We start from the raw sequence: 12,242 nt of genomic DNA, 5'->3' as shown, positions 1-12,242 counted from the left end.
CCATGACCACCCCGCTGCCCCCGTCGCCCCTGCGCGGTCCCTTCGACGTCTGGGCGCCCCGCCCGGAGCGGGTGCGGCTGCGCCTCGGGTCGGAGACGCTCGAGATGACGCGCGGCGACGACGGGTGGTGGACGCCGGTCGAACCGGTGCCCGAGGGCGAGGTCGACTACGGGTACCTCCTCGACGACGACCCCGACCCGCGGCCCGACCCGCGCTCGCGCCGCCAGCCCGACGGCGTGCACGGGCTGTCGCGGCGCGCCACGACGTCGTACGAGTGGCAGGACGCCGGCTGGACCGGCCGCCAGCTCGCCGGGTCCGTCATCTACGAGCTCCACGTGGGCACCTTCACCCCCGGCGGCACCCTCGACTCCGCCGTCGAGCGGCTCGACCACCTCGTCGACCTGGGCGTCGACCTGGTCGAGGTGATGCCGGTCAACGCCTTCAACGGCACCCACAACTGGGGCTACGACGGCGTCGCGTGGTTCGCGGTCGCCGAGCCCTACGGCGGTCCCGACGCCTACCGCCGCTTCGTCGACGCCTGCCACGCCCGCGGGCTCGGTGTCGTGCAGGACGTCGTCCACAACCACCTCGGCCCGTCGGGCAACTACCTGCCGCTGTACGGGCCGTACCTCAAGGAGGGTCGCAACACCTGGGGCGACCTGGTCAACCTCGACGGCGAGGGGTCGGCGGAGGTGCGCCGCTACATCCTCGACAACGTGCGGATGTGGTTCGAGGACTACCACGTCGACGCGCTGCGGCTCGACGCCGTGCACGCGCTGAGCGACACCTCCGAGGTGCACCTGCTCGAGGAGATGGCGATCGAGACCGCCGCGCTGTCGGCCCACCAGCGGCGCCCGCTCACCCTCATCGCCGAGTCCGACCTCAACGACGCCCGCATGGTCACGCCCCGCGAGGGCGGCGGCCGCGGCCTCGACGCGCAGTGGAGCGACGACTTCCACCACGCCGTCCACGTCGCGCTCAGCGGCGAGACCACCGGCTACTACGCCGACTTCGAGCCGCTCGAGGCCCTCGCGAAGGTCTGCGAGAAGGGCTTCTTCCACGACGGGACGTACTCCTCCTTCCGCGGCCGCGACCACGGCCGCCCGGTGGACACCGAGCACATGCCGACGTGGCGGCTGGTGGTGGCCAACCAGAACCACGACCAGGTCGGCAACCGCGCCCGCGGCGACCGGCTCGCCGAGCACCTCGACGACGACCAGCTCGCGTGCGCCGCGCTGCTGACCCTCGCCGGCCCCTTCACGCCGATGCTGTTCATGGGGGAGGAGTGGGCGGCCTCGACGCCGTTCGCGTTCTTCACCTCCCACCCCGAGCCCGACCTCGGCAAGGCGACCGCCGAGGGCCGCATCGCGGAGTTCGAGCAGATGGGCTGGGACCCCGACGACGTGCTCGACCCGCAGGACCCCGCGACGTTCGAGCGCTCCCGGCTCGACTGGGACGAGCTCGGGCAGGGCCGGCACGCGGTCGTGCTCGACTGCTACCGCCGCCTCGGACGCCTGCGGCGCGAGCTGCCCCAGCTCACCGACCCGTCGTTCGCCTCGCTGTCGGCGTCGGTCGAGGGCCGGCTGTTCACCCTGCGACGCAGCGACGTCGTGCTGCTCGTCAACGCCGGCGAGACCGAGGTCAGCCTCGACGTCGACGCCGCCGAGGTGCTCTTCGAGACGCCCTCGGGGGTGCGCCTCGACGCCGGCACGGTGACGCTGCCGCCGCACGCCGGCGCGCTGGTCCGCTGAGTCGCTCGACGGCCGGCACGGGTCGACCGGCCGTCGAGCAGCGCTCAGACGCCTTCCTGGACCTGGAAGATGTGGTCGGCGACGAGGCCGTGCGCCTCACGATGGACGGTCGCGGCCGCGTCGGCGCTGGGCGCCTCGACGAGGCAGAAGATCTGGCCCTTCTCCTCGTCGACCCAGTAGCGCTGGTAGCTCACGTCGTGCGGGCCCTGGGTTGCCAGGTCGGCCTGGTGGGCCTTGGCGACGTCGTCCATCGTGACGCCTTCGCCGAGCGAGTGGACGTCCATGAAGAGCGGCATGGGAGTGAACCTTTCCGGTCGAGTTCTTGCTGACCCGACCAGTGGACCTCCTCGAGCCCGCGGCGGACATCGGTAGTGACTACCCAGAACAACGTGGGCACCTACGGGTCGGTGGTCACCTCAGCCCCGGTCCGCGCCCGTGAGCTGGCGCCGGCTGACCCCGAGCTTCCCCAGCACCGCCGCCACGTGGTGCTCCGCGGTGCGGCGGGAGATCACCAGCTCCTCGGCGATGGCCGCGTCGCTCATCCCGCGTGCCACCAGCTCGTGCACCTGCTGCTCCCGGGGGGTCAGGCCGTGGGGGTGCCTGCTCGCGCGGGTCGTGCGCGGGACGGGCGCGCCCAGCGCCTGCAACGACGTACGTGCCCGGGCCGCGGCAGCCGTCGCACCCTGCCGGGCGAAGAGCCGTACCGCCTCCGTGATGAGGTCGACGCGGCCGCTGCGGGCGAGCGCGAGCGCTTGCTCGAAGGGTGACCCGAGCGAGACCCACAGCGCGGCGGCCTCCTCCCAGCGTCCCTCGCGCTCGAGGGCGTAGGGCGCCGACAGGGGGAGCCCGGCGTCCACGTCGGGCGGCAGCCAGGTGGCGACCTGGCCGCGGTGCCAGGGGCAGTCCACCGCCTCGACGTGCGGCCACGCCCGGGCGGTGACTGCGGCGATCCCTTCGTCGTCACCGTGGATCCATGCTGCCTCGCACCGCGCCGCCGCTGTCGGTCCGACGCGCTGGGCCTCACCCATCGACTCGGCCATCTCCAGCGCGCGCGCGAACGCCTCGTCGGGGGAGCCGGTGCCCGACCGGACGTCCAGCTGCGCAAGGACCAGCAGCGGCTCGAGGGAGCCGACCGCGCTGGTGCCGCCGCGCAGCACCTCGACGGCGTCCGCGCGGGCCTCGGTCCAGGAGCCCCGGTCGAGGTGGAGCCGTGACCGGAGTGCGAGCAGGTAGGTCGTCCACGCGTCGAGGTCACGGTCCATGCAGTAGGACAGGCCCTCGTCGAGCCATCGGAACGCATCGCTGTGCCGACGCTGGGCGACGGCGGTCGAGATGAGGTTGCAGTACGCGCGGGCTGCGTGCTCCTGCAGGTCGGCGGCGCGGGCGCCGGCGAGCGACTGCTCGAGCATCCTGGTGCCCTCGGCGAGGTCGCCGGCGGTGACCTCGATCGTCCCGAGGTTGTTGAGGGCGTGCACCCGCGCGTCCTGGGCCGTCCCCTCTGGCAGGCTGTCGAGCACCGCGAGCGTCCGGGCACCCCACTCCCGGGTCGGCGCCAGCTGCGTCGCGAGCATCGACAGCCCGGCGCGGTTGCTCAGGGCCATCGCCTGCTCCGGTGACGCCGTGCCCTCGAGGAGCTCGACGGCGGTGTCGGCACAGCGGCGAGCCTCGTCGGTGCGGCCGGCGAACCAGTGCAGCCGCGACCCGCACCGCCACGCGTCCCCCACCCGGACCGTGTCGCCGAGGGAGTCCCACAGGCCACGTGCCGTGGCGACCGCGTCGAGGGACTCCTCGATGCGGTTGGTCAGGTAGTACTCGTAGCCGAGGTCCCACAAGAGCCGTGCCTGCTCGCCGACGGGCAGGTCGTGCGCGTGCTGGACGGCCCGTTCGTACTGGCGTACGGCCTCCCGGTGGGCACCCAGCGCGGACGCGCCGGCTCCAGCCGCACGCGCGTGCTCGAGGACGGCGGGACCGTCACCGGCAGCCTCGGCGTGGTGCGCCAGCCGGGCGGGGTCGACGTCGCGAGCCGTCAGCGCCTCGAGGAGGCAGCGGTGCAGGTGCACCGCCCGGCCGGGCGGGACCTCGTCGAGGACGGCGAGGCGGGCGAGCTCGTGCCGGAAGAGGACGTCGTCGCCCGACCGGCGCAGCAGGCCGCGCGCCAGCGGGACGTCCAGCGCGGACAGACCGCCTCGCAGCAGGCGGCCGACGAGCGCGGCCTCCACGCGCGAGCCGGCCAGGGCCACCACCTCCAGCGCACGACGGCCGTCCTCGTCGAGGCGCGCCACCCGGGCCAGCACGGCGTCGCGGACGGTCCGGGGCAGCGCGTCCCGCGTGGCGAGGGCCTCCGTGACGAAGAAGGCGTTGCCACCCGTCACCGCGTGCAGCTCGGCTGCCTCGCGCCCGGTCGTGCCGTGCTCGGCGGCCAGCGCAGCGACGCCCTCGGCGGTGAGTGGTGACAGGTCGATGCGCCGTGTGCCGGCGGCCGACGCGGTGTCGCCGAGCAGCACCCTCAACCCGTCGCCGTCGATCGTGTCCTCGGGCCGATAGGTCACCATCACCAGCGCGCGGCAGGCGTGGATGCGACGGGCGAGGTGCCGTACCAGGTCGAGCGTGGCCTCGTCGGCCCAGTGGGCGTCCTCCACCAGGAGCAGGTACGGCGCCCCGTCGACAGGCGCACGCAGCGCGGAGAGGAGGCGCGCGAACACCTCCGAGCGCGAGGCGCCGGCTGGCCACAACCCCTCCGGCAGGTCGGGCAGCATGTCGGTGAGCGGCCCGAGCGGCGGCGGGGTCGCCGACCCGTCGCACCACCCGGTCGCGACGACTGCGTGGGCCTGCGCCGCCACGGTCTCGACGAAGCTCGTCTTCCCCACCCCGGCCTCGCCGCCGACGTACACCAGGCGGCCGTGGCCGGCGGCCGCGTCGACGAGGTACGCCGCCGCTGCGCGGAGCTGCTCGTCCCGCTCGACCAGCCTCATGGAGCGATGCTAGATCCGCGACAACTTTTCCGGCAGTCCCTCCGTCTCCCTGTCCGTACGGGCCGCAACGGCCGACCACACGACGACGGGGACTCCCATGAACCGCACCCTCACCTGGGCCGCCACCGCGGCCCTCGCCCTCAGCCCCCTCGCCTTCACGGCGACCTCCACCGCTGCTCCGGCCGCGCACGCCAAGGCGAAGGCGACGGCCTACTCCGTGACCGCGAAGGCCAGCACCGACACCGCGATCGCCAAGGAGACCACGGTCAAGGTCAAGGGCCGCGTGACCCCGAAGGCCGCCGGCCAGAAGGTCGTCCTCCAGCAGCGGGTGGGCACCAAGAAGAAGTGGACCGCGACCGGCGAGGCCAAGGTCAAGAACAACGGCACCTACAAGCTCACCGACAAGCCGTCGACGCCCGGCTCGCGTGAGTACCGCGTCCTGAAGCCCGCCTCCAACGGCTTCGCCAAGGGCCTCAGCAAGCCCGTGCAGGTCGAGGTCTACCGCTGGGAGAAGCTCGCGAACCGCCAGGCGGTCGCCACCAACGTCGGCATCGCCGGGGTCAACATCGGTGCGGAGTACTACGGCAGCAGCCTCGCCACCACCACCGCCGGCACGCCGTCGAGCATCGAGTACACCCTCGGCCGCAAGTGCACCTCGATGCGCGCCACCTACGCGCTGACCGACGAGTCCGTCACCGGCGCGATCGGCACCGTCAAGGTCAGCGGTGACGGCACCACGCTCGTCGACCACGCCCTGGCCGTCGGCACGATCGTCGCGGACGAGACCACCGACCTCACCGGCGTCTTCCGCCTCAAGATCGACGCCACCACCTCGGCGGCCCCGACCGCCGCGACCGTCGCGGTCGGCACGCCCGAGGTCCTCTGCACCCGCTGACGCGGGGCACACCGTCCGCAGCGGCGGGCACCACCGGGAATCACAGGCCCGGCGGTGTCCGCCGTTGCTCGTCGTGCGGCGCCCTGCGGTCCGCGCCGCCGATCAGCGGACACCACGGGTCAACCCGTAGGCTTGGCTCTCGTGGCAGGCATCGACTACGACGCAGAGATCAAGCAGCTCCAGGCGACCATGGCGACGATCGGCTCGGTGCTCAACATCGACCGCATGCGTGAGGAGATCGCCGACCTCGGCGAGCAGGTCGCCGCGCCCGACCTCTGGGACGACGTCGAGAGCGCGACCCGGATCACCGGTCGCCTCTCCGCGCTCCAGGGCGAGCTCGACCGCTACACCGGCCTCGAGTCCCGCATCGAGGACCTCTCCCTGATGGTCGAGATGGCGCAGGAGGAGGGCGACGCCGACACGCTCGCCGAGACCGAGGCCGAGCTGGGCCGCATCAAGAAGTCCGTCGAGTCGCTCGAGATCCGCACCCTGCTCAACGGCGAGTACGACGAGCGCGAGGCGATCGTGACGATCCGCTCCGGCGCCGGTGGCGTGGACGCCGCCGACTTCGCCGAGATGCTGATGCGGATGTACACGCGTTGGGCCGAGCAGCACAAGTACGGCGTCGAGGTCTACGACGTCTCCTACGCCGAGGAGGCGGGCATCAAGTCCGCCGAGTTCGCCATCCACGCCCCCTACGCCTACGGCACCCTGTCGGTCGAGGCCGGCACCCACCGCCTGGTGCGGATCAGCCCGTTCGACAACCAGGGCCGGCGCCAGACCTCCTTCGCCGCGGTCGAGGTCGTCCCGGTCCTCGAGCAGACCGACGAGGTCGAGGTCGACGAGAACGACCTGCGCGTCGACGTCTTCCGCTCGGGCGGTCCCGGCGGTCAGTCGGTCAACACCACCGACTCCGCGGTCCGCCTGACCCACATCCCCACCGGCATCGTCGTGTCCTGCCAGAACGAGAAGTCGCAGCTGCAGAACAAGGCGTCCGCGATGGTCGTGCTCAAGGCCAAGCTCCTCGCGAAGAAGAAGGCCGAGGAGGCCGCGCTCAAGAAGGACCTCAAGGGCGACGTCGCCGCGAGCTGGGGCGACCAGATGCGCAACTACGTCCTCAACCCCTACCAGATCGTCAAGGACCTCCGCACCGGCCACGAGTCGGGCAACCCGTCCTCGGTCTTCGACGGCGACCTCGACGACTTCATGGAGGCCGGCATCCGCTGGCGCCGCGGGGCGGAAAAGGTCGAGGCCTGATCCTCGTCCCCCCGGGAGTCCTCGTCCCCGGGTAGTCCGTATCAATCGGGTTGCCCTCGGGCGTCCGGGACGACCCATTTGACACGGACCACCGGGCGGAGCGCGCCGTAGGCTCCGGTCCATGGGACTCTTCAGCAAGCCCGAGGTCGTCGGTGCCCTCGACAGCAGCGGTGACCGGCGCCGTATCGACGAGCTCGAGCGCCGGGTCGCGACCCTCGAGGCACGCCTCGCCGCGCTGACTGCCGGCGGCGACTCGTCGTACGCCGTCGCCCCCGCAGGCGTGGCGGCAGCGCCCGATGCGCAGGCGTGGCTGGCGGAGGTGCAGGAGCTGGTGCGGCTCGGCAAGAAGGTCCAGGCCATCAAGGTCTACCGCGAGCGCACCGGCGTCGGTCTCAAGGAGGCCAAGGACGCGGTGGAGGCCATGCCGGGCTGACCGGGCCCGGGTCGTCTGAGGACGCCCTGCGACCCGACACGCCCCTCGCCGAGTCACTCCCAGGGCGTGCGAAGGATCTGCAGCATGGCGTCCGACACGTCCGCGGCCACGTCCGCCGGCAGCGGCCGGTCCGCCCGCTCGACGGCCACCATGCCGGCTCGATCACCCTCGGCGACGACCCACAGCGCGTTGAAGGGCTCCGGGCCGCCGGTGTCGTACGTCGCGAGGTGCACGCCCCCGGGCAGGGTCCGGAGCTCCACCTCCGACGAGGTGCAGGCGCGCAGCTGGTCGAGGACGAGCCCGACGTTGGCCTGTGCGTCGGCGGGGTCGAGGTAGCCCGCCACACGGTAGGACAGCCCGTGCGGGGAGCCGCCGGCGGAGACGCCTGCCGCGTGGCCGTCCAGCCGGTCGTGGAGGCACAGGAGGTTGGGCGAGGTCGTCGCGGCGCGCCTCGTCGGCGACTGCCAGCCGGCGAGCGCTCCCACGAGATCGACGTCACGCCACTCCGGCAGCCGGCCCCTCATCGGGCTGGGGGTGGTCGGCTGGGCGCCGGACTCCGTCCATCCGTCCCGCACGCCGGCCAGGAGCGCCTCGGCGACGCCGCGCACCGCGTCGGCGGGCGCGGCCGGTCCGGGTGTGACGACCTCGACCAGTCCCGTGCGCCGGCCGTCCCTCGCCAGCCACACGTCGGTGGTCCTCGCGCCCTCGACGTCGGGCATCGCGACGCGCCAGTGGAGGACGGACACACCGTCGACCGGCACCTGGTCCGGCGTCCCTAGCCCGTCGCACTCGGCGATGCGACCGACCGTGTAGTCCCACGACCGGCCGAGCTCGGCGCCGTCGGGGAACCCCGCGATCCGGATGGTGGCGCTCGCGTCGTCGAGGAAGAGCACGGTGTTCCCCGCCTCGGTGGACAGGGGACTGGCGTCGATGGCGTCGCAGCCCGACCGGCTGAAGCTTTCGTCCATCGTCCGCTCGGGGCTCCAGCCGTCCAGCCATCCCGCGGTGGCCGCCTCGAGCGAGGCTGCGTCGAGGGGCGCGGACCCTCCGTCGGCGGCGATGCCATCCGGGTCGGGTCGCGGTTGGGTCAAGGTCAGCCCGCTGCCGAGCGCGACGACGGCGATGAGGGCGACAGCACCGACCCGCGTACGCCGCTGGCGTCGGGCCGTGGCGATCGCGGCGGCGGCGCCGGGGGCAGGGGAGTGGGCGAGGTCGGCCGACAGCGCGGCGAAGGCGCGGTCGAGGTGCTCGTGCTCAGGCATGGGTGTGGGCTCCGTTCGGCTCGTCGGTGAGCAGGAGGGCGAGGGCGGCGCGTCCGCGGGAGAGCCGGGCCTTGATGGTGCCGACGGGGGAGTGCTCGATGCGGGCGACCTCGTCGACCGGGAGGTCGGCGAGGTGGTGGAGGACGACAGCACGGCGCTGGGCCTCGGGGATCTGCTGCAGCGCCCGGACGAGGGCCGTGGTGGTCTCGTCGTGAGGCTCGACGGGGGGCTCCGGCCGGGTGCTGGACAGCCAGGTCGCGGCCACCCTCGTGCGCCTCCAGCGGCTCACCGAGAGGCGGGTGGCGACCTGCCGGACCCACGCGCCGGGCTGCTCGTAGGCCGACACCGTGCGCCAGTGCGACCACGCTTTGACGTAGGCCTCCTGCGCCAGCTCCTCGGCGACGCCGCGATCGCCGGTGAGGGCGTACGTCACCGCCAGCGTGCGCGACCACGTCGCCGCGTAGAAGTCGGCGAAGTCCGCCCCTGCCCCGTCGCGCATGCACGTCCCCCTGTCAGGGCGCCCCTGCGAGGACGCCGTCACCCAGCCAACACGCGTCACCGGGCTCACAGGTTGCAGCGCGGCCGGGATTCCCAGATCCCGTGCACCCCTGACGTAGCCTCGACGCCGTGATTCGCTTCGAGAAGGTCACCAAGAGCTATCCCGGGCACCCCCACCCGGCGCTCGACAACGTCTCCGTCGACGTCGAGAAGGGCGAGTTCGTCTTCCTCGTGGGCTCCTCCGGCTCGGGCAAGTCCACCTTCCTGCGCCTCGTGCTCCGCGAGTACCGGCCCACCGCGGGCCGCGTCTACGTCGCCGGCAAGGAGATCAACCGGCTGGCCAGCTGGAAGGTGCCGCGGCTGCGCCGCGACATCGGCACGGTCTTCCAGGACTTCCGGCTGCTGCCCAACAAGACGGTCAGCGAGAACGTCGCCTTCGCGCTGCAGGTGATCGGCAAGTCGCGCAAGGAGATCAAGGACGTCGTCCCCGAGACGCTGGAGCTGGTCGGCCTCAGCGGCAAGGGCGAGCGGATGCCCGACGAGCTCTCCGGTGGCGAGCAGCAGCGCGTCGCCGTCGCCCGCGCCTTCGTCAACCGGCCGATGATCCTCATCGCCGACGAGCCCACCGGCAACCTCGACCCCACCACCTCGGTCGGCATCATGAAGCTCCTCGACCGCATCAACCGCACCGGCACCACGGTCGTCATGGCCACCCACGACGCCGGCATCGTCGACCAGATGCGCAAGCGCGTCATCGAGCTCGAGGACGGCCACGTCGTGCGCGACCAGGCGCAGGGCGTCTACGGCCACCAGAACTGACCTTCCCCCGCGACAGCAGATCGAGAGCCACCTCTTCATGCAGCTTCGTTACGTCTCCTCCGAGCTCGGCCAGGGCCTGCGCCGCAACCTGTCGATGCACCTCGCGGTCGTGCTCACCCTGTTCGTCTCGCTGACGCTCGTCGGCCTCGGCGTGCTGTTCAACCAGCAGGCGGCCAAGGCCGCCGACCACTGGGGCAACCAGCTCCAGATCACGGTCTACCTGTGCCGCGTCAACGACAGCAGCGCGGTGTGCCCCAACGCCGTCACCGACGCGCAGAAGAGCGAGATCGAGGCGGTCGTCGAGGACAACCCCGAGGTGGCCGACTACCACTTCGAGTCCAGCGAGCAGGCCCTCGACAAGGCGCGCGAGCTCTACGGCGACGAGCTCTTCTCCGGCGACAACCCGGCCATCACCGCCGAGGACATGCCGCAGACGATCTGGATCACGCTCCACGACCCCGAGGAGTACGAGGGCATCACCAGCGCGGTGAAGGGCCTCGACGGCGTGTCGAAGGTCCGCGACATGCGCGAGCAGGTGGCGCCGATCCTCGAGTCGATCAACATGCTGCAGTGGGTGGCGCTCGGCACGGCGGCGTTCCTCGTCTTCGCAGCGCTGCTGCTGGTGGCCAACACGATCCGACTCGCCGCCTTCGCGCGGCGCAAGGAGATCGGCATCATGCGCCTGGTGGGTGCCTCGACCCTCTACATCGCGCTGCCGTTCCTGCTCGAGGCGCTGGTGACCGCGCTCATCGGCGTCGCGCTGGCCGTCGGGGCGCTGTCGGGCTTCATGTACTTCGGCATCGATGAGCTCTCGCAGAACCGGCTGAAGTTCGTCCCGTGGATCGGCATGCCGGAGTTCTGGCTCGCCGCCGCGTCGGTGGCGGTCCTCGGTCCGCTGCTCACGCTGCTCCCGACACTCGTGCTGACGCGGAAATACCTCAAAGTCTGACCTGCGCGGGTTAGCGTCGTCCCGTCTTCGCCGGCCCGTGGGCCGGGGGAGGCGAACCTTCCCCGCTTCCCCAACGCAAAGGCTTCCCCGGTGCGTCCCTTCCCCCGTGCCGCTCACCGTCGCCTGGCCACCTCCATGGTCCTGGCGACGGCGCTGGGCGTCTCCTCCTTCGCCGTCGCGCAGGCTGCCGACGACCTCAAGGACAAGCAGAAGCACGTCCAGCAGCAGGTCCGCGGTGCCCGCCACGACCTCGACGAGTCGAGCGCGCAGCTGTCCAGGGCGACCGCCCGCCTCGACGCCGCCAAGGAGCAGCTCGTCACCGCCAAGACCGAGCTCGCCACCGCCCGCGGCAAGGTCGAGGTGGCCCAGGAGCGCGACGCGGAGATGCAGGCCGAGCTCGCGCAGGCCGAGGCCGACCTCGCCGCCGCCGAGGCGGCGCTCACGCAGGGCCAGGCCGACGCCGAGGCCCAGCGCCAGAAGGTTGCCTCGACGGTCGCCGACATGTACTCCGAGGGCGACCCCGAGCTGATCGCCTTCTCCTCCCTCATCGACGCCGAGTCGACCGAGGAGCTCACGCGCCGCGACGGCGTGCGCGACGTCATCGTCGGCCAGGAGGCCCGCGCGTACGACGAGCTGAAGGCCGCCGAGGTGCTCCTCGAGGTGCAGGAGGACCAGGTCGCCGCGGCCCGCGACGACGTCGCTGCCAAGCGCCAGGCCGCCGCGGACCACCTCGTGCTGATGCAGCAGCTCGCGGCCGAGGAGCAGGCCGCCAAGGACTCCGTCGTCCAGCTCGTCGTCGAGCGTCGCGACGCCCAGGGCGAGGCCCGCAAGGCCCGCGCCCACGACGCCGAGAAGCTCCGCAAGCACCTCACCCAGCAGCAGCGGATCGAGGAGATGCTCAAGCGGCGCGCCGCCCGCGCCCTGGCCCGCCAGCGGGCCCAGGCCCGGTCGCACGCCCGTTCGCAGGCCGGCGGGTCCTCGACGGGGCTGCTCCTCAAGCCGGTCGACGGCTACGTCACCTCGCCCTTCGGCTACCGCGAGCACCCGATCTACCACTACTGGGGACTGCACGACGGCGTCGACTTCGGCGGCGGCTGCGGCACCCCGCTGCGCGCCGCCGCGCCCGGCCGGGTCGTGTCGTCGTACTGGAGCGACGTCTATGGCCACCGCCTGATCATCGACAACGGCGCGATGGCCGGCGTCGGCGTCGCGACGATCTACAACCACGCCACCAGCTACACCGTCGGCGTCGGCGACCAGGTCCAGGAGGGACAGGTCATCGGCTACGAGGGCTCCACCGGCTGGTCCACCGGCTGCCACCTCCACTTCACGGTCATGGCCAACGGCAAGGCCGTCGACCCGATGAACTGGTTCTGACCGGCCGACGGGGCCCGTCGACGGGCGTA

General features: G+C 72.4%; 11 protein-coding genes. 7 read left to right on the top strand and 4 right to left on the bottom strand.

Annotated elements, in window-relative coordinates; genetic code table 11:
- The first annotated feature begins 2 nt into the window (after positions 1-2).
- A complete protein-coding gene (gene treZ, locus ACFFJG_RS04650) occupies positions 3-1,751 on the top strand; it encodes a malto-oligosyltrehalose trehalohydrolase (protein WP_378517432.1) in 1,749 nt (582 codons plus the stop codon).
- A gap of 44 nt (positions 1,752-1,795) precedes the next feature.
- Here treZ and ACFFJG_RS04645 read toward each other — a convergent pair whose 3' ends face one another.
- Positions 1,796-2,047: a DUF4242 domain-containing protein gene (locus tag ACFFJG_RS04645; protein WP_378517431.1), complete on the bottom strand. Its 252-nt coding sequence runs from the start codon at positions 2,045-2,047 to the stop codon at positions 1,796-1,798.
- 120 nt (positions 2,048-2,167) lie between these two features.
- Entirely contained in the window at positions 2,168-4,723 is a 2,556-nt protein-coding gene (locus ACFFJG_RS04640; RefSeq protein ID WP_378517430.1) for an ATP-binding protein, read from the bottom strand.
- A gap of 97 nt (positions 4,724-4,820) precedes the next feature.
- Between ACFFJG_RS04640 and ACFFJG_RS04635 the strand changes: the two genes are divergently transcribed.
- The 3 genes from ACFFJG_RS04635 (at position 4,821) to ACFFJG_RS04625 (ending at position 7,308) form a co-directional block, all read left to right on the top strand.
- Positions 4,821-5,618, top strand: coding sequence for an NPCBM/NEW2 domain-containing protein (locus tag ACFFJG_RS04635; protein ID WP_378517429.1), 798 nt, complete (start codon positions 4,821-4,823; stop codon positions 5,616-5,618).
- A 141-nt stretch (positions 5,619-5,759) separates the two neighbouring features.
- Positions 5,760-6,875 (top strand): peptide chain release factor 2, encoded by a 1,116-nt coding sequence (prfB, locus tag ACFFJG_RS04630; protein ID WP_378517428.1) that lies wholly within the window; start codon positions 5,760-5,762, stop codon positions 6,873-6,875.
- A gap of 121 nt (positions 6,876-6,996) precedes the next feature.
- A complete protein-coding gene (locus ACFFJG_RS04625; RefSeq protein ID WP_378517427.1) occupies positions 6,997-7,308 on the top strand; it encodes a ribosomal protein L7/L12 in 312 nt (103 codons plus the stop codon).
- A 53-nt stretch (positions 7,309-7,361) separates the two neighbouring features.
- Here the strand turns inward: ACFFJG_RS04625 and ACFFJG_RS04620 are convergent, their stop codons facing one another.
- Positions 7,362-8,570 carry a hypothetical protein gene (locus tag ACFFJG_RS04620; protein ID WP_378517426.1) on the bottom strand — a complete coding sequence of 403 codons (1,209 nt, stop codon included), beginning with the start codon at positions 8,568-8,570 and terminating at the stop codon, positions 7,362-7,364.
- Complete coding sequence (locus tag ACFFJG_RS04615; protein ID WP_378517425.1) at positions 8,563-9,069, bottom strand: SigE family RNA polymerase sigma factor; 507 nt, start codon at positions 9,067-9,069, stop codon at positions 8,563-8,565. Before ACFFJG_RS04615 ends, ACFFJG_RS04620 begins: the two co-directional genes overlap by 8 nt.
- 128 nt (positions 9,070-9,197) lie before the next feature.
- Here ACFFJG_RS04615 and ftsE point away from each other — a divergent pair, with 128 nt between their 5' ends.
- The 3 genes from ftsE to ACFFJG_RS04600 all read left to right on the top strand — a co-directional run bounded on the left by ftsE (position 9,198) and on the right by ACFFJG_RS04600 (position 12,213).
- Positions 9,198-9,887, top strand: coding sequence for a cell division ATP-binding protein FtsE (ftsE, locus tag ACFFJG_RS04610; RefSeq protein WP_378517424.1), 690 nt, complete (start codon positions 9,198-9,200; stop codon positions 9,885-9,887).
- A 37-nt stretch (positions 9,888-9,924) separates the two neighbouring features.
- Positions 9,925-10,836 carry a permease-like cell division protein FtsX gene (ftsX, locus tag ACFFJG_RS04605; RefSeq protein WP_378517423.1) on the top strand — a complete coding sequence of 304 codons (912 nt, stop codon included), beginning with the start codon at positions 9,925-9,927 and terminating at the stop codon, positions 10,834-10,836.
- Between the two features lie 90 nt (positions 10,837-10,926).
- Positions 10,927-12,213, top strand: coding sequence for a M23 family metallopeptidase (locus ACFFJG_RS04600; RefSeq protein ID WP_378517422.1), 1,287 nt, complete (start codon positions 10,927-10,929; stop codon positions 12,211-12,213).
- Positions 12,214-12,242 lie beyond the last annotated feature (29 nt).

This window comes from Nocardioides zeicaulis (genome assembly GCF_042432345.1).
In the GTDB taxonomy this organism is placed as follows: Bacteria; Actinomycetota; Actinomycetes; order Propionibacteriales; family Nocardioidaceae; genus Nocardioides; species Nocardioides zeicaulis.
Note: the sequence above shows the minus strand (reverse complement) of the source record. Positions and strands in the feature narration are given on the sequence as shown.